General features: G+C 68.7%; 14 protein-coding genes. 3 read left to right on the plus strand and 11 right to left on the minus strand.

All coding sequences use genetic code 11. The features are described from left to right. Positions 1-226: 226 nt before the first annotated feature. The 6 genes from ABNX41_RS18555 to ABNX41_RS18580 all read right to left on the minus strand — a co-directional run bounded on the left by ABNX41_RS18555 (position 227) and on the right by ABNX41_RS18580 (position 6,366). A complete protein-coding gene (locus tag ABNX41_RS18555) occupies positions 227-910 on the minus strand; it encodes a phosphoribosylanthranilate isomerase (RefSeq protein WP_438671219.1) in 684 nt (227 codons plus the stop codon). An 8-nt stretch (positions 911-918) separates the two neighbouring features. Continuing rightward, positions 919-1,284 carry a LapA family protein gene (locus ABNX41_RS18560; protein WP_438671188.1) on the minus strand — a complete coding sequence of 122 codons (366 nt, stop codon included), beginning with the start codon at positions 1,282-1,284 and terminating at the stop codon, positions 919-921. A gap of 105 nt (positions 1,285-1,389) precedes the next feature. Next, positions 1,390-1,671 (minus strand): integration host factor subunit beta, encoded by a 282-nt coding sequence (ihfB, locus tag ABNX41_RS18565; RefSeq protein WP_438671189.1) that lies wholly within the window; start codon positions 1,669-1,671, stop codon positions 1,390-1,392. A 189-nt stretch (positions 1,672-1,860) separates the two neighbouring features. Further along, positions 1,861-3,540 carry a 30S ribosomal protein S1 gene (rpsA, locus tag ABNX41_RS18570; RefSeq protein WP_438671190.1) on the minus strand — a complete coding sequence of 560 codons (1,680 nt, stop codon included), beginning with the start codon at positions 3,538-3,540 and terminating at the stop codon, positions 1,861-1,863. A 205-nt stretch (positions 3,541-3,745) separates the two neighbouring features. Continuing rightward, entirely contained in the window at positions 3,746-4,735 is a 990-nt protein-coding gene (locus ABNX41_RS18575; RefSeq protein WP_438671220.1) for a TIGR01620 family protein, read from the minus strand. Positions 4,736-4,950: 215 nt separating this feature from the next. Further along, positions 4,951-6,366: a YcjX family GTP-binding protein gene (locus tag ABNX41_RS18580; RefSeq protein WP_438671191.1), complete on the minus strand. Its 1,416-nt coding sequence runs from the start codon at positions 6,364-6,366 to the stop codon at positions 4,951-4,953. Between the two features lie 213 nt (positions 6,367-6,579). Between ABNX41_RS18580 and truA the strand changes: the two genes are divergently transcribed. Continuing rightward, positions 6,580-7,353: a tRNA pseudouridine(38-40) synthase TruA gene (truA, locus tag ABNX41_RS18585; RefSeq protein ID WP_438671192.1), complete on the plus strand. Its 774-nt coding sequence runs from the start codon at positions 6,580-6,582 to the stop codon at positions 7,351-7,353. A gap of 44 nt (positions 7,354-7,397) precedes the next feature. Here truA and ABNX41_RS18590 read toward each other — a convergent pair whose 3' ends face one another. Further along, positions 7,398-7,562: a hypothetical protein gene (locus ABNX41_RS18590; protein WP_438671193.1), complete on the minus strand. Its 165-nt coding sequence runs from the start codon at positions 7,560-7,562 to the stop codon at positions 7,398-7,400. A gap of 161 nt (positions 7,563-7,723) precedes the next feature. On the opposite strand from ABNX41_RS18590, the gene ABNX41_RS18595 reads away from it, so the two are divergent. Then, positions 7,724-8,011: a hypothetical protein gene (locus tag ABNX41_RS18595; RefSeq protein WP_438671194.1), complete on the plus strand. Its 288-nt coding sequence runs from the start codon at positions 7,724-7,726 to the stop codon at positions 8,009-8,011. A 93-nt stretch (positions 8,012-8,104) separates the two neighbouring features. On the opposite strand, the gene ABNX41_RS18600 is transcribed toward ABNX41_RS18595, so the two are convergent. From ABNX41_RS18600 to ABNX41_RS18615, 4 genes are all read right to left on the minus strand, one after another. Continuing rightward, positions 8,105-9,889, minus strand: a complete 1,785-nt coding sequence (locus ABNX41_RS18600) for an MFS transporter (RefSeq protein WP_438671195.1) — start codon at positions 9,887-9,889, stop codon at positions 8,105-8,107. Positions 9,890-10,152: 263 nt separating this feature from the next. Continuing rightward, on the minus strand, positions 10,153-10,824 hold the full coding sequence (locus ABNX41_RS18605) for an adenylate kinase (protein ID WP_438671196.1): 672 nt from the start codon (positions 10,822-10,824) through the stop codon (positions 10,153-10,155). A gap of 2 nt (positions 10,825-10,826) precedes the next feature. After that, on the minus strand, positions 10,827-12,791 hold the full coding sequence (gene acs / locus ABNX41_RS18610; protein ID WP_438671197.1) for an acetate--CoA ligase: 1,965 nt from the start codon (positions 12,789-12,791) through the stop codon (positions 10,827-10,829). Positions 12,792-13,147: 356 nt separating this feature from the next. Beyond that, positions 13,148-14,803, minus strand: a complete 1,656-nt coding sequence (locus ABNX41_RS18615) for a SulP family inorganic anion transporter (protein ID WP_438671198.1) — start codon at positions 14,801-14,803, stop codon at positions 13,148-13,150. Positions 14,804-14,955: 152 nt separating this feature from the next. On the opposite strand from ABNX41_RS18615, the gene ABNX41_RS18620 reads away from it, so the two are divergent. Further along, complete coding sequence (locus tag ABNX41_RS18620) at positions 14,956-15,465, plus strand: HugZ family pyridoxamine 5'-phosphate oxidase (protein WP_438671199.1); 510 nt, start codon at positions 14,956-14,958, stop codon at positions 15,463-15,465. Positions 15,466-15,505: the final 40 nt, after the last annotated feature.

Here is a 15,505-nt window from a genome sequence, read left to right on the forward strand (position 1 = left end):
GGGGGGGGGGGGGGGGGGGGGCGGGGGGGGGGGGGGGGGGGGGGGGGGGGGGGGGGGGGGGGGGGGGGTGGGGGGGGGGGGGGGGGGGGGGGGCGCTGCCCCCTCGGCGCCTCTGGCGCCTCACCCCCGGGATATTTCCGCAAAGAAGAAAGGGGGTGGGCAGTTTCGGGCGGTGGCGCTTTCGGCCGAGTCGGGGGGCTGGCCCTGGGTTTGCGCCCCGGGGGGGTCAGCGCAGTTTGGGGATGGCGGGCGGGCGGGGGGCGGTGGCGGCGCGCAGGAAGGCCTCGATCCGGGCGGGATCCTTCCGGCCCGGTGCGCTTTCGACGCCCGAGGAGACATCGACCTGGCGCGCATTGGTCAGCGCGATCGCCTCGGCCACGTTTTCCGGCGTCAGCCCGCCCGCGAGCATCCAGGGCCGCAGCCAGCGCCGTTGCGCGACCAGACGCCAGTCGAAGGCAAGCCCGTTGCCGCCCGGCAAAGGGGCACCGGCGGGCGGTTTGGCGTCGATCAGGATCTGGTCGGCGACCAGCGAATAGTCGAGCAGCGCTGCCAGATCGCCCGGCCCCGCCACCCCGATCGCCTTCATCACCGGCAGGCCGTAGCGGGCACGCAGTTCGGCCACGCGCGCCGGGCTTTCCCGGCCGTGGAGTTGCAGCATGTCGACCGGCACCGTCGCGGTGATCGCATCCAGCGTCGCGTCGTCGGCATCCACCGTCAGCGCGACCTTGCACAGCCCCTCTGGCGCGGCCAGCGCCGCGGCGCGCGCCTGAGCCAGCGAGAGGTTGCGCGGCGATCTGGCGAAGAAGACGAAACCGGCATAGGCCGCCCCCGCCCTTGCCGCCGCGCCGACCTCATCTGGCGTGCGCAAGCCGCAGATCTTCACCCGGACGCCCGGGGCGGCCCCCGTCACGCCCTCTGTCACGGCCTGCGGTCCCCGTCTTCGAGGATCGCCAGCACCTCGTCCTGCGGCGGAACCGAATGGCTGTCCTTCAGCACCGCGATCTCGCGTTCGAGCTGGCCGAGCTTGCGCGCGGTGGTCTTCGCCTCGCCCCGGATCCGCATCTCGCGCAGCCATTCCCAGACGAATCCGATCAGCACGCCAAGCGCGATGGCCAGGAAGATCACCAGAAACAGCGGCATGGTCCAGCCCTGGCCCCGGCCCAGCATCGCGCCCATCTCCTCGGGCAGAAGCCGCACCACCACCGGCGCGCGGTTGGCGAGCGCGAGGAACAGAAGGACCAGCGCGGTCAGGGCGATGAAGATCAGGCGAATGTAGCGCAGCATGGCAGGCTGTCCCCGGAAAGGCGATTTGGCTAAGGTCGATGCGGGCCGACCGCCCTTTCTATATCGACCGGGCGGGGGACGGGCGCAAGGCCGCTACGGCGGGGGTTACTTGCCGTTCAGCCGGTCGCGCAGAAGCTTGCCGGTCTTGAAGAACGGGACCTTCTTGTCATCGACCTGGACCGCCTCGCCGGTGCGGGGGTTGCGGCCGATGCGGGCGTCGCGCGCCTTGACCGAGAAGGCGCCGAATCCGCGCAACTCGACCCGGTCGCCCTTGGCCAGGGCCTCGATGATCTCTTCGAAGACGGTGTTCACGATCCGCTCGACATGGCGCTGTGTCAGATGCGGATTCTCATCCGCGATCTTCTGGATCAGTTCCGAGCGGATCATCCCTCGTCTCCCCTGTGGACCGGCCCGCATGCCGGGCCCCACGATTTCGTTACCCGGGGGACTATAGAAGCAGTATTTCCCGCAAGGCAAACGAAAACGGGGGCTTGGCGCCGGAAGCCGCCGAGCGGAATGCGAAAAGGCCCCGCAAGATGCGGGGCCTTTCCTGATTTCCGGGGTCGCGGATACGACTTAGCTGCGGTCCTTGAGCGCCGCGCCCAGGATGTCGCCCAGCGAGGCCCCCGAATCGGAGGAGCCGTATTGCTGGACGGCCTCTTGCTCTTCGGCGATCTCGCGCGCCTTGATCGACAGGCCCAGCTTGCGGGTCTTCGAATCGACGTTGGTCACGCGCACGTCGACCTTGTCGCCGACCTGGAAACGCTCGGGGCGCTGGTCGGCGCGGTCGCGCGACAGGTCCGAGCGGCGGATGAACGACTTGGCGCCGTTGTATTCCACCTCGATCCCGCCATCCTCGATCGCGGTGACCGCGACGGTGATGACCGAGCCGCGCTTCACGCCATCGACCGCCTCGGTGAAAGTGTCATCGCCAAGCGCCTTGATCGAAAGCGAGATCCGGGCGTTTTCGATATCCACCTCGGAGACCGCCGCCTGAACGATATCGCCCTTGCGATATTCCTGGATGGCTTCCTCGCCGCGCTTGTCCCACGACAGGTCCGACAGGTGGACCATGCCGTCGATGTCGTTGTCCAGGCCGATGAACAGACCGAATTCGGTGATGTTCTTGACCTCGCCCTCGATGGCGGAGCCCACCGGATGGGCCTCGGCGAAGAGTTCCCACGGATTGCGCATGGTCTGCTTGAGACCCAGCGACACCCGGCGCTTGGCGCTGTCGATCTCCAGCACCATGACCTCGACCTCTTGCGAGGTGGAGACGATCTTGCCGGGATGGACGTTCTTCTTGGTCCAGGACATTTCCGAGACGTGGACCAGGCCCTCGACCCCGGCTTCCAGCTCCACGAAGGCGCCGTAATCGGTGATGTTGGTGACGCGGCCCTTGTGGACCGAACCCAGCGGATAGGCCTTTTCCACGGCATCCCAGGGGTCGGACTGAAGCTGCTTCATGCCCAGGCTGATGCGGTGGGTTTCCTTGTTGATCTTGATGACCTGGACCTTGATGGTCTCGCCGATCGACAGGATCTCGGACGGGTGGTTGACGCGGCGCCAGGCCATGTCGGTGACGTGCAGCAGGCCGTCCACGCCGCCCAGGTCGACGAAGGCACCGTATTCGGTGATGTTCTTGACCACGCCGTCGACCACCTGGCCTTCATGCAGGTTGCCGATGACCTCGGCGCGCTGTTCGGCGCGGCTTTCTTCCAGGATGGCGCGGCGCGAGACCACGATATTGCCGCGGCGGCGGTCCATCTTCAGGATCTGGAAGGGCTGTTTCATGCCCATCAGCGGGCCCGCGTCACGCACGGGGCGCACATCGACCTGGCTGCCGGGAAGGAAGGCCACGGCACCGCCCAGATCGACGGTGAAGCCGCCCTTGACGCGGCCGAAGATCGCGCCTTCGACGCGCAGCTCGTCGGCATAGGCTTTTTCCAGACGGTCCCAGGCCTCTTCGCGGCGGGCCTTCTCACGCGAGATGACGGCCTCGCCACGGGCATTCTCGACACGGTCGAGATAGACCTCGACGGTGTCGCCGACGGTGATCGAGGGCGCCTCGCCGGGGTTCGCGAATTCCTTGAGATCGACGCGGCCTTCCATCTTGTAGCCGACGTCGATGATGGCCTGGCCCGCCTCGATGGCGATGACCTTGCCCTTGACGACCGAACCCTCTTCGGGGGTGTCGATCTCGAAGCTCTCTTTCAAGAGGGCTTCAAATTCTTCCATTGCGTTTGCTGCGCACATGCGGATCAGTTTCCTTTTCAATGGTTTGCTGGCCATGCGGTTGGCTCCGCCGGTCTTTGGTGGCCCCATGTGCCCCGGCGCCCCGCCGAAAGGGCGGGGAAGGCGGGCGGCTTCGGGATGCGGTCCTCTAGCGGCATTGTCCTGCCGGGGCAAGCGAAAACCCCGGTTTTCAGGGCGTTTCGGCGCCCTCTTGCGCGGGGGCGCCTTATGTCCCGCCCCCTGCGCCCCCCGCCGCGCCGCCCCCTGCCCCGCGCGGCACCAGACCGGCCAGCGCCCGGCTGACCAGCGCCGAGACCGCCGGGCGCGGCAGCGCGCGGAAGGGCAGCGGGCGGCACAGGTCCATCGCCGCCACCCCCACCCGCGCGGTCAGGGCGCCGTTCACCACCCCCTCGCCGAAGCGGCGCGAGAGCTTCGACAGCACGCCGCCGCCCGCGACCGAGCCGATCAGGTCGTCGGCCAGGGCCACCGCCCCCGCCGCCAGCAACGAGGCGAAGACCCGGCGCAGCAGGCTCCAGCTTCCAAGGCTGCCCGCGCGGCCGCCGTAGATCTCGGCGATGCGGCGGATCATCGCCAGATTGGCGTAAAGCGCCACCGCCACATCCGCGAGCGCCAGCGGCACCAGCGCGGTCACGGTGGCGACGCGGCGGCTGGCGGATTCGATCTCGGCGCGGGCCAGCGCATCCAGCGGGCGCAGGATCTCGGCCTCGGCCAGATCCAGCGCGGCATCGGCATCCATCAGATGCGGCGCCGCCTCGTCATGGCGGGCAAGGCCCCAGGCCGCCTCGGGCCGCGCGCGGTAAAGCGCGGCGACGGCCGCCGCGACGGCGCGGGCCTCGCGCAGGTCGGCGCCCCGATGCGCCGCCTCGGCGCGCTTTCGCAGGTGGTCGAGCCGCGCGAGGCGGGCAAATCCCATCGCCTCGCGCCCGGCCAGCGCCAAAGCGAACAGGACCGCCAGCAGCACCAGCACGAAGGCCACCCAGCCCAGCAGCCGGTTCGAGGTGAAAAGCGAGGTCACGAAATCCCAGGCCGCGACCGACAGCACGAAGGCGAACAGCGTCGAGAACACCCAAAGCGCCGCCCGGCCCAGCCGGGACCCCCGCCGCCCCGCCAGCGCCGCCACGCCCAGCATGGCCCGGCCTGCGGGCGGGCCGTCCTCGGCCGCATCGGGCACCGGATCGGCCAGGCCAGGATCCAGAGCCGGATCGAGACCGGGATCGGGGCCGGGGCCGGGATCGGGGCCGGGATCGAGAGCCGGATCGAAATCGGCACCGGGGTCCGTTCCCGCACCGAAACCCGCAGCCGCTCCGGTCCCGGCCGAAAACGCCCCCGGCCCTGGCCTTGCGCGGGGGGCCTCCTCCTCGACCTCGATCAGGAAAGGGGACGGCGATTTCGCGGATTGCGGCGCCTTGGTCACAGCAGGTCTCCGATCAGGAATTCGACGGCGCGGTCAAGCCGGATATGCGGCAGCCCCCCGCCCGGGCGCAGCGTCATGCGGGCGGGGGCGAAGGCCATCAGCCCGTATTCGGCGTCCAGCCAGTTCTCGGCGCCGCCGCGCGCGGGCGACAGGATCCGCGACGGGTCCGAGGGCAGTTGGCCGGGATACATCACCGCCGTCCGCCCGGTCGTCAGCAGCCTGCCCTTCACCGCGGGCAGGCGGATGCCGTCGCGCTCCACCTCCTCCTCGACGGTGGCGCGCAACCCCGCCAGCGACATCGCCGACACGCCCGCCCCCGCGAATTCCGCCCGCCCCCTGGCCTCGGCCACCAGGGCGGCGGTGATCGCGGTCAGCGCGGGGTGCTGCTCGTGATGCAGATGGTCGGCCTTGGTCGCGGCGAACAGGATCCTTCCCACCCGCCGCGCCCCGATCAGCCCGGCCAGCCAGCCGCGCCGCCCGACGCGGAAGGCGCCAAGCACCTCGGCCATCACCCGGCGCAGATCCTCGACCGCGCCCGGCCCCTGATGGATCGCCCCCAGCACGTCCATCAGCACCACCTGCCGGTCGATCCGGGCGAAATGGTCGCGGAAGAAGGGCGTCACCACCTTGGACTTGTAGGCCTCGTAGCGCCGCTCCATCTCGCGCCAGAGGCTGGCGCGCGCGGGCCGGTCGGGCGCGGGCAGAGGCGCGAAGGTCAGGACGGGCGAGCCCGCCAGATCCCCCGGCAGCAGGAACCGCCCCGGCGTGCAATCCGACCGGCCAAGCGCCCGCGCGGCGTTCAGGTAATCGGTAAAACCCCGGGCAAGGGCCTGGGCGACCGTCTCCTCCAGCCGCAGCCCGGCATCCTCGGCCCGGGCGAGCGCCAGGAAATCGCGCCCCTCGGCCCGCCGCTCCAGCCGCGCGAGCGTCTCCTCGGACCATTGCGCATAGCTCTTTTCCATCAGCGACAGGTCGAGCAGCCATTCCCCCGGGTAATCGACGATGTCGAGATGCACCACCCGCATCCCCCGCATCCCCGCCAGCCAGCCCGAGGGGCGGACACGGAAGGAAAGCCGCAGCTCCGAGATCGCCCGCGTGGATTCCGGCCAATGCGGATCGTCGCCCAGGATCGCGGCCAGATGGCGCTCGTAGTCGAAGCGAGGCAGGGTCAGGTCGGGTTGGGGTTGCAGGAAGACCTGCTCGATCCGGCCCTCGCGCGCGGCGGTCAGTTGCGGCATGCGGCCGCGCTCCAGCAGGTTGGCGATCAGCCCGGTGATGAAGACGGTCTTGCCCGCCCGCGACAGGCCGGTGACGCCCAGCCGGACGACCGGCTCGAACAGAAGGCCCGAGACCGAGGCCTGGGCCTCTTCGATCCCGCGCGCGATGCTGTCGGTGATGCCGCCAAGTGCCAAGCGCCGCCCCCTTGCTGCCTGCGTCTTCCGCTGCCTGCGTCCTCCGGGCCTGCGCGGCCCGGGTTTCGCGTTCTTCCGGCGAAACATAGGCATGGGCCGGGGGATTGGAAAGGCACCGCCCATCCGCACCGGCCCATGCAGGGCGGCCCATGCAAGGCGACGATGGACGGCGGGCGATGGACGCGGCGCGGGCTTTGGGCTATCGGGCGGGTCATGCCGCGCTATGCCCTCAGGATCGAATACGACGGTGGCCCGTTCTGCGGCTGGCAGCGCCAGGCGGACGGCCAGCCCTCGGTGCAACAAGCGGTGGAGGAGGCGCTTCAACGCCTGGAGCCGGGCCCGCATCGCATCCATGCCGCCGGGCGCACCGATGCCGGGGTCCATGCCACGGGCCAGGTCGCCCATGCCGATCTGGCACGGGCGTGGGAGCCGTTCCGGCTGTCCGAGGCGCTGAACTGGCATCTAAAACCCGCGCCGGTCGCCGTCACCGCCTGCGCCCGGGTGGACGAAAGCTTCCACGCCCGCTTTACCGCGACCGGGCGGGGCTATCTCTACCGCATCGTCGCGCGCCGCGCGCCGCTGACCCATGGCCGGGGACTGGCCTGGCAGTTGCGCAACCGCCCCGATCCCGAACTGATGCGCGAGGGCGCCGCCCATCTGATCGGGCGGCACGATTTCACGACATTCCGCTCCGTCATGTGCCAGGCGCAAAGTCCGGTGAAGACATTGGACGAGATCACCATCGCCGAGACCGCCTTCCCCGGCGGCTCCGAAATCCGCTTCACCCTGCGCGCGCGCAGCTTCCTGCACAACCAGGTGCGCTCGATCATCGGCACGCTGGAGCGGGTGGGCGCGGGCGCATGGCCGCCCGAAAAGGTCGCGCAGGCGCTGGAGGCGCGCGACCGCGCCGCCTGCGGCCCGGTCGCGCCGCCGCAGGGGCTTTACCTGACCGAGGCCACCTATCCGCAGGATCCCTTCGCGCAATGATCGCGAAGAAAGGGGGCGCTCGCGCCCCCTCGCCCCTGCGGGGCTCACCCCCGAGGATATTTCGGCAAAGAAGAAATCAGCAGGCCTTTCTTAACCTTTCCGAGCCAGGCTGGAACGGCGGTACAGGCGGGGACGCCGATGACCGCCAAAGGAGAAAAGGCATCCCGCGGCAAGATTCGTTCTCCCGTCGGGATGCCTTGTTTCTTCATTCTTTCTTCTTTGCCGAAATATCCTCGGGGGGAGGCGCGCGAAGGCGCGCCCGGGGGGCAGACGGCCCCCCGCTCCGACGCGGGCGACCGGAGTTGCCGGAAATCATGGACCCGGGCGCCGCTTTGCCTTACCCCCGGTGCAGAGCAGAGGGAGACAGGACATGACATTCGGCCAGATCATCGTTTCGCAATTCCAGGACCCGTTTCGCATCGTTCTGCTGGGCGGGCTGGTCTATACCATGCTGCGCACCCGCCACCAGACCGGGGTGCTGCTGCCGCTGGCGCTCGGCGTGGTCTTCGTCGCGGTGATCATCCCCTCGACCCTGGGCGCCGCGCAGAGCCAGGAGCCGCTGCTGCGCCAGATCCTGGCCGGGCTGGTCTCGAACAGCGTGATCACCGGCGTCATCCTGGGTCTTCTGGAGATCTTCCGGCGCTTGCGCGGCGGCTGAGCCAGCCGCCGTCCCTCGGGCGAAAGGGGCGGAAAGCAAAACGGGCCGGGGAAACCCCCGGCCCGTTTCCGTTTCGACATCCTGCCGCGCGGATCAGTCCTGATCGGCGAAGATGTCCTTCTTGTGGGTGCCGCCCGGCACGAACAGCGCGCCGATCACCACGGTCATCAGCGCGACCACGATGGCATACCACAGGCCCGCATAGATGTTGCCGGACTGCGCCGAGATCGCGAAGGCGGTCGCGGGCAGCAGGCCGCCGAACCAGCCGTTGCCGATGTGATAGGGCAACGAAAGGCCGGAGTAGCGGATCCGGGTCGGGTAAAGCTCGACCAGCATCGCCGCGATCGGGCCATAGACCATGGTCACGAGGATGATCAGATAGGTCAGCGTCGCCACGATCAGCAGCTTTTGCGTGGTGAAGATGTCGAGGAAGTGGTTCGCCTTCGCCACCGTCGGGTTGGACTGGCCCGCGACCGGATAGCCCGCCGCCGAGAGCGCCTCGTTCAGCTCGGCGTCGAAACGCACCTTTTCCTCGGCCGCATTCGGGGCCGAGCCCGAATAGCCCAGGATCTCGGTCTCGCCGATCCGCACCGAGGCGATGGTGCCCGCCGGGGCGCTCACCGTGTCGGAATTCGCCGAACGCGCGGTCAGGCCGGCCTTCAGGATGTCGCAGGAATTGGTGAATTTCGCCGTGCCCACCGGGTTGAACTGGAACGAGCAGTCGGCCGGGTCCGCGGTCACGGTGATCTGGGTCTGATGCGCGTTGTAGAGCATCGGATTGGCGGTCTTGGTCAGGAAGCCGAACACCGGGAAATAGGTGATCGCCGCGATCAGGCAGCCCCCCAGGATGATCGGCTTGCGGCCGATGCGGTCGGAAAGCTTGCCGAAGAAGATGAAGCCGTAGGTGCCCAGGATCAGCGACCAGGCCACGAAGACATTGGCCGAGAAACTGTCGACCTTGATCACGTTCTGGGTGAAGAACAGCGCGTAGAACTGGCCCGAATACCAGACCACCGCCTGGCCCGCCGTCAGGCCCAGCAGGGCGATCAGCGCGATCTTGCCGTTCTTCCAGTTGCCGAAGGCCTCACGCAGCGGCGCTTTCGAGGCCGCGCCCTCTTCCTTCATCTTCTTGAAGGCGGGGGATTCGTTCATCTGCAGCCGGATGTAGAGCGACACCAGCAGCAGGAAGATCGAGCCGAGGAACGGGATCCGCCAGCCCCAGGCGTTGAAGGCGGGCATCATCTGCGCCGTGCCATCGGCCAGAAGCACCGGCTGGCTGTCGGCGTCCAGCACCGGCTGCGGGTCGAAATTGCCGTTCACATAGCCCTGCACCATCAGGATCACGATCAGCGAAAGCAAAAGCCCCAGCGTCGCCGTGGTCTGGATGAAGCTGGTGAAATAGCCGCGCTGGTTCTGCGGCGCATGTTCCGCCACATAGACCGCCGCGCCGCCGTATTCGCCGCCAAGCGCCAGGCCCTGAAGCATGCGCAGGGCGATCAGGATGATCGGCGCCGCAACGCCCCAGGAGTGGTAGCTGGGCAGAAGGCCCACGATGAAGGTCGAAAAGCCCATGATGAGGATGGTCATCAGGAAGGTGTATTTCCGCCCGACGATATCGCCGAGCGCCCCGAAGACCAGCGCGCCGAAGGGCCGCACGATGAAGCCCGCCGCGAAGGCCAGAAGCGCGAAGACGTTGCGCGTGGCCTCGGGGAAGGGGGTGAAGAACTGCGCCCCGATGATGGCGGCAAGCGAGCCGTAAAGGTAGAAGTCATACCATTCGAAGATCGTGCCGGCGGAAGAGGCGAGAATGACCTTCCTCTCCTCCGCGGTCATGGGGCGCGAGCGGTCGCGCGCGTCCGGCGTTGCGTAAGATGCCATGGATTTCCTCCTTGTCGTGGCCCGCGCCTTTCGGGCTGCGGCGCCGTCCCTTCGTTCCCGTCCCTGCTGCGCGGCGCGCGGCGGAACCCGTGGTCCCGCCGATCGGCAACAGGTCTCCCCTGGCCCGCAGCGCCTCTCCCGCGCCACGGATCCTTCCTGAGGGATTCGCGCTGGACGATCCCCTCCCCTTCGCCGGAACCGGCCCTTGCGGCCGGATCCGTCCCTTCCGCCCGGGACCTCCTGAACCCCGGGCCGAAATCCCGTCAGGCCGCGACGCGGCCCAGGATGCGGCCAAGCGCCGCGCGCACCTGGGCGATCGGGCCCATGGCGTCGATCCGCTCCAGCACGCCCTGCGCGGCGTAATGCGCGATCAGGGGCGCGGTCTGGTCGTGATAGGCGCGCAGCCTTTCGCGCACCGTGACCGCGTTGTCGTCGGCCCGGCGCCGGAAATCCGAACCGCCGCAGCGGTCGCAGACCCCGGCGACGGCGGGCTTCTTGAACGTGTCGTGCCAGCCCTCGCCGCAGGCGCAGGTGTAGCGGCCCGAAACCCGGCCCACCATCGCCTCGTCGTCGACCTCCAGGCTGACCGCCGCGGTGACGCGCCATCCCTGCGCCGCCAGCAGCCGGTCGAGCGCCGCCGCCTGGCCGCCGGTGCGCGGAAAGCCGTCCAGGATGATGCCGCGCGCGACATCGGGCTGGGCCATCCTTTCGCGCAGGATGGCTAGGACCACCTCGTCGGGGACCAGCGCGCCGGCCTCCATCAGCGCCTTGGCGGCCCGGCCCGCCTCGGTGCCCTGGGCCACCGCCGCGCGCAGCATGTCGCCGGTGGAAAGCTGGACGAGGCCGTATTCCTCTTCCAGCATCCGGGCTTGCGTGCCCTTCCCCGCGCCTGGCGGACCGAGCAGTATCAGGACGGTGGCTTGCGCGTCAGACATCCTCAGCCCTTGTTCATGCGGTTTGCGATCAGCTCGTCGACCACCGAAGGGTCGGCCAGCGTCGAAGTGTCGCCGAGCGATCCGAAATCGTTCTCGGCGATCTTCCTGAGGATGCGGCGCATGATCTTGCCCGAACGGGTCTTGGGCAGGCCCGGCGCCCATTGGATCAGGTCGGGCTTGGCGATGGGGCCGATCTCCTGGCGCACCCAGGCCTCCAGCTCGCGCCTCAGGTCCGGGCCGGGCTCGACGCCCTTCATCAAGGTGACATAGGCGTAGATCCCCTGCCCCTTGAGGTCGTGCGGATAGCCCACCACGGCGGCCTCGGCGACCTTCTCATGCGCGACGAGGGCCGATTCCACCTCGGCCGTGCCCATGCGGTGGCCCGAGACGTTGATCACGTCGTCGACCCGGCCGGTGATCCAGTAATAGCCGTCCCGGTCGCGGCGGCAGCCGTCGCCGGTGAAGTAATAACCCTTGTATTGGGTGAAATACGCCTCCTGGAAGCGTTCGTGATCGCCCCAGAGCGTGCGCATCTGCCCCGGCCAGCTATCCTTGATGCACAACACGCCCTCGGTCTCGGTCTCGTCCTGGATCGCGCCGGTGGCGGCGTCCAGAATGACCGGCTGCACGCCGAAGAAGGGTTTGGTGGCCGAGCCGGGCTTGGTCGGGATCGCGCCCGGCAGCGGCGTCAGCATATGGCCGCCGGTCTCGGTCTGCCAGAAGGTGTCGACGATGGGCAGGCGGCCCTTGCCGACATGCTGGTCATACCAGGACCAGGCCTCGGGGTTGATCGGCTCACCCACCGAGCCCAGCAGCTTCAGGCTGGACAGGTCGTATTTCTCGACCCATTCCGGCCCCAGCCCCATCAGCGAGCGGATCGCCGTCGGCGCGGTGTAGAACTGGCTGACCCTGTGCTTTTCGCAGACCGCCCAGAACCGCCCGGCATCGGGCCAGGTCGGCACGCCCTCGAACATCAGCGTGGTGGCGCCATTGGCCAGCGGGCCATAGACGATATAGCTGTGGCCGGTGACCCAGCCCACATCCGCCGTGCACCAGAACACGTCGCCGTCGTGATAGTCGAAGGTCAACTGATGCGTCATCGCGGCATAGACCAGATAGCCGCCGGTGGTATGCACCACCCCCTTCGGCTTGCCGGTCGAGCCCGAGGTGTAAAGGATGAACAGCGGATCCTCGGCGCCGACCTCGACATAGGGGCAATAGGGCCGGGCCTCGGCCATCTCGGCCAGCAGGTCGAAATCGCGGTCATAGACGAAATGGCATTCGTCGCTGGTGCGCCGCACCACCAGGCATTTCACCTTGTCCGAGCAATGCAGCAGCGCCTTGTCGGTATTGTCCTTGAGCGGCGTCTTCTTGCCGCCCCGGGGGGCGTAATCGGCGGTGATGACGATGCGGGCGTCGGAATCGTTGATCCGGTTGGCCAGCGCATCGGGCGAGAAGCCGCCGAAGACCACCGAATGGATGGCGCCGATCCGGGCGCAGGCCAGCATGGCATAGGCCGCCTCGGGGATCATCGGCAGGTAGAGCACCACCCGGTCGCCCTTGGACACGCCATGGCTTTTCAGCACATTGGCCATGCGCGAGACCTGTTCGAGCAATTCGCGATAGCTGATATGGCGCGCGGGCTCGTTCGGGTCGTCGGGCTCGAAGATGATGGCGGTCTGGTCGGCGCGGTCGATCAGATGGCGGTCGATGCAATTGGCGCTGACGTTGAGCGAGCCGTCCTCGAACCATTTGATGTCGACGCGGCCGGGCTCGAAACTGGTGTTCTTGACCTTGGTGAAGGGGCGGATCCAGTCCACCCGCAGCCCTTCGCGCGCCCAGAAGCGGTCCGGCGCCTCGGTCGATTCCGCGTAAAGACTGTCATATTGCGCCGCATCGACATGCGCCCCGGCGATGAATTCGTCCGGCGCCTTGCGCGCAGAGCTCGAGTCGGGCTGGTCCTTCATGGCATCCTCCTCCCATCCGAAGCGCGGGCATTTTCAGACCCGCGCGATGGCCGCCGGAGGGCCAGAATCATGCCCGGGGCGACCTCTCCCTGGCAGCAGTGTAACACCTGGTCAATTTTCCGGTAACCCCTTTTATTGCATGGACTTTCCTGTAAATTTATTCACTATATTGATGTCAAATGTGTAAATATTCAGAAAACCGCCGCAGGTTTGATCCGCCTTTTCAATGCCCTGCGCCTTCACAAGGACGCAACCCTGCCATTCTGCGGCTGCAATGCTGCGGCCGCAAGAAAAACGGCGGACCGATCGGCCCGCCGTTTCCACCCCTGGGTGATTCGAGCCACGCGGCCCGCCCGTCAGGCCGTCTCCCCCGCCCCGGGTGCGGGGGACGGCAGGCGCGCGTGATAGCCGACCAGCGGCGGGCGCAGGCCCTGACGGAACAGGATCCGCCGCACCTCGGGCCGGGCGCCGACGATCTGGACCCGCCCGCCGCGGCCCGCGACCTTGCGCGCCAGCAGTTCGAAACTATGGGCGCCGGAGCTGTCGATCAGCGGCACGTCGGTGAAGTCGAAGACCATTTCCTCGGGCCGCTCGGCGATGCGGTCAAGCACCGATCCCACCTGCGCCGCCGCACCGAAGAACAAGGGCCCGTGCAGGCGGTAGACCAGGCGCCCGTCGCTCTGGGTCTCGGGCGCGCGGGCGGAAGGGGGCGGGGCGCCGTGCTCCAGCGCGGTGGAATCCGACATGCGCTTGATGAAGACCAGCCCGGCCATGGCGAAGCCGACCACGATCCCCTCGGTCAGGTCGCGGAAGGCGACCAGCGCGAAAGTGGTCACGATGATCGCCGCATCCGCGCGCGAGCCCCGGACCAGCGCCAGGATCTCGGCCCGCTCGATCATGCCCCAGGCGACGACGACCAGCACCCCGGCCAGCGCGGCCAGCGGCACATAGCCCGCCAGCGGCGCCGCGACCGCAAGGAAGACCAGAAGGAACAGCGCATGCAGGATGCCCGAGACCGGCCCGCGCGAGCCCGCGCGCACATTGGTCGCGGTGCGCGCGATCGTGCCGGTGACGCAAAAGCCGCCGAACAGCGCCGAGCCGATATTCGCCACCCCCTGCCCCACCAGTTCGGCGTTGGAACGGTGGCGCCCGCCGCTCATCCCGTCGGCCACGACCGCCGACAGCAAGGATTCGATGGCGCCGAGCAGCGCGAAGGACAGCGCATAGGGCAGCGCGGCGCGGATCAGACCGGCGTCGAGCCCCGGCAGCGCCGGAGCGGGCAGCAGGTTCGGAAGCCGCCCGAAGCGCGTCGCGATGGTCTCGACCGGCAGCGAAAGCGCCGCCACCAGCACCGAGGCCAGCACCACCGCGACCAGCATCCCCGGCCAGTGCGGGCGCCAGCGCCGCAGGCCCAGGATCACGCCCACCACCAGCATCGCGACACCGAAGGCGGGCCAGCTCACACTCTCGCGCGCCGCCCACAGCGCATGGACCTTCTCGACCAGCTCGGCCGGTTCGGCTCCCGCAAGGCTCAGCCCGAACAGGTCCTTCATCTGGCTGGCCAGGATGATGACCCCGATCCCCGCCGTGAAGGCCAGCGTCACCGGATAGGGGATATAGCGGATATAGCTTCCCAGCCGCAGCAGCCCGGCCAGGATCAAGACGAAGCCCGACAGGAAGGTCGCGGTGATCAGGCCCGGGATCCCCAACTGCATCACGCAGGCCGAGACCAGCACGATGAAGGCGCCCGCGGGCCCGCCGATCTGGTAGCGCGAGCCGCCGAAGGCCGAGACCAGCGCGCCGCCGACGATGGCGGTGTAAAGCCCGCGCTCGGGCCCGACACCGCTTGCGATGGCGATGGCCATCGACAGGGGCAGCGCGACGATGGCGACGGTCAGCCCCGCCATCGCATCAGCGCGCAGATCGGCACGGCCATAGCCCTCGCGCAGGGTGGTGACCAGTTTGGGCAGAAGTTCCGCCCGGATATTGAGGTTGCGGGGGGTCTGGGTCATGATGCCGAAAGCCAGGGGCCGCAAAGGCCGGGGATGGGCCGGGACTATCCGGCCGGGGTTCGCGAAAAGCGGATGGGTCATCAAATGACCCCCACCTCACCCCTCAGCCATATCGCTGTCAACACCTCTTGCCATGAAATCTGGATCCCGCAATGTCCGACACCCAATCCGCCACCCGCCCCTTCGACCCGGTCGCCGATGCCGATGCCGCCGCGCGCGCCGAGGCCCGCGCGCTGCTTGCCGGGGCGGGCCATGCCGCGCTGTCCTGGATCGACGCCGCCGACGGCCTGCCGGGGATCAGCCGCATCGCCTTCGGCTTCGACCCCGAGGAGGGACCGCTGACGCTGGTCTCGGGCCTGGCCGCGCATGCGCCCGCGCTGCGGGCCAATCCCGCCTGCGCGCTGATGGTGGGCGAGGCTGGGCCGAAGGGCGATCCGATGAACCACCCCCGGCTGATGCTGCGGGCGCGGGCCGAATTCATCGCCCGCGACGCGGCAGGCCTGCCCGGGCTGCGCGCCCGCTGGCTGGCGCGCAATCCCAAGGCCAAGGTCTATATCGACCTGCCCGATTTCAGCTTCGTGCGGCTGGCGCCGGTCTCGGCGGTGCTGAACGGCGGCTTTGCCCGCGCCTTCCGCCTGACCGCCGAAGATCTGGCGCCCTGAGCCGGGGCGCCTGAGCCGGAGCACCGGAATCGGGGCGACC

This window comes from Pseudogemmobacter sonorensis (assembly GCF_042762395.1).
GTDB classification, from domain to species: Bacteria; Pseudomonadota; Alphaproteobacteria; order Rhodobacterales; family Rhodobacteraceae; genus Pseudogemmobacter; species Pseudogemmobacter sonorensis.

Excerpts from the sequence above, each read along its gene's own strand:
- ABNX41_RS18600 (WP_438671195.1), bottom strand. The coding sequence starts at position 9,889 with ATGGCATCTTACGCAACGCCGGACGCGCGCGACCGCTCGCGCCCCATG.
- ABNX41_RS18605 (WP_438671196.1), bottom strand. The coding sequence starts at position 10,824 with ATGTCTGACGCGCAAGCCACCGTCCTGATACTGCTCGGTCCGCCAGGC.
- ABNX41_RS18560 (WP_438671188.1), bottom strand. The coding sequence starts at position 1,284 with ATGCTGCGCTACATTCGCCTGATCTTCATCGCCCTGACCGCGCTGGTC.
- ABNX41_RS18620 (WP_438671199.1), top strand. The coding sequence starts at position 14,956 with ATGTCCGACACCCAATCCGCCACCCGCCCCTTCGACCCGGTCGCCGAT.
- ABNX41_RS18595 (WP_438671194.1), top strand. The coding sequence starts at position 7,724 with ATGACATTCGGCCAGATCATCGTTTCGCAATTCCAGGACCCGTTTCGC.
- truA (WP_438671192.1), top strand. The coding sequence starts at position 6,580 with ATGCCGCGCTATGCCCTCAGGATCGAATACGACGGTGGCCCGTTCTGC.
- ABNX41_RS18590 (WP_438671193.1), bottom strand. The coding sequence starts at position 7,562 with ATGAAGAAACAAGGCATCCCGACGGGAGAACGAATCTTGCCGCGGGAT.
- rpsA (WP_438671190.1), bottom strand. The coding sequence starts at position 3,540 with ATGTGCGCAGCAAACGCAATGGAAGAATTTGAAGCCCTCTTGAAAGAG.
- ihfB (WP_438671189.1), bottom strand. The coding sequence starts at position 1,671 with ATGATCCGCTCGGAACTGATCCAGAAGATCGCGGATGAGAATCCGCAT.
- ABNX41_RS18615 (WP_438671198.1), bottom strand. The coding sequence starts at position 14,803 with ATGACCCAGACCCCCCGCAACCTCAATATCCGGGCGGAACTTCTGCCC.
- acs (WP_438671197.1), bottom strand. The coding sequence starts at position 12,791 with ATGAAGGACCAGCCCGACTCGAGCTCTGCGCGCAAGGCGCCGGACGAA.